At 46.6% G+C, this 864-nt stretch carries 2 protein-coding genes; both read left to right on the top strand.

Going from position 1 to position 864, the window contains the following annotated elements; genetic code table 11:
• The coding region (locus tag A3763_RS22170) for a WS/DGAT domain-containing protein (RefSeq protein WP_156495257.1) at positions 1-499 on the top strand (499 nt) is incomplete at its 5' end.
• Positions 500-724: 225 nt separating this feature from the next.
• On the top strand, positions 725-864 hold a 140-nt coding region (locus A3763_RS27180; protein ID WP_197483043.1), incomplete at its 3' end, for an NAD(P)-binding protein.

Below are 864 nucleotides of genomic sequence, written 5' to 3' on the forward strand. Positions count from 1 at the left end.
GAACCTAATCTCTCCAATGCTCATATCGCTCGCGACAGACCTCGACAGCCCGAGCTCCCGACTTGGCATGATTCATCAAAATGCCCTTAGAGCCAAAGAGTTTAACTATAAAGTCGCGGTTGAACGAATCATGAAGCATCTTCCCTCGTGGTCTTCTTCCTTAACCATGAAAGCTTATACACGCCTTCGTCTAGCCAATATTCTAAAGCCCGTTTTCAACCTGATTATCACCAATGTACCGGGCCCCAAGGTTCCCTTGTTTCTGAATGGCGCCGAGCTAAAATCTCTTGAAGGCGTTGCACCGATCGTTGATAACATGGCGCTAACTGCTGTGGTCACCAGCTATGTCGATACACTAACAATCAGCCTGACTAGCTGTGAATCGATTGCTGATAAGGTCAGCTTTTTGGCAAGTAATTTCAACGAGGCACTGGACGAGCTATACCAAGAACTGGTACCTGAGAGACCAGAAGCGCCTTCTCCACAACAAGCCGCATAATTACTATCTTGCGAACAGTTATTCCACTCTGGGTTTAGAGCCTAAGGCTGTAAACCCTCTTCTAGTTAAAGAACCTCCCCCTTACTAGCAAGGCTCACAAGTGAGATTTCCCTTTTCAAGCCCCTTCCTATCGTTCAAACTATCTTCAACAAATACACGACCACATTGATAAGCTTGTTCTCAAAACGATGAGCTTATTTGATAATAATAAGAGGCGCACACCACATGGACTCACTGACTTTCGATTACGTCATCATTGGCGCTGGTTCTGCGGGCAGCGTATTAGCTCAGCGTTTATCCCAAGAAGGTGATAAAACCGTGCTTGTGCTGGAAGCCGGGCCGCGAGATAAAAGCCCGATGATCAA

It is taken from the genome of Oleiphilus sp. HI0128, from assembly GCF_001635365.1.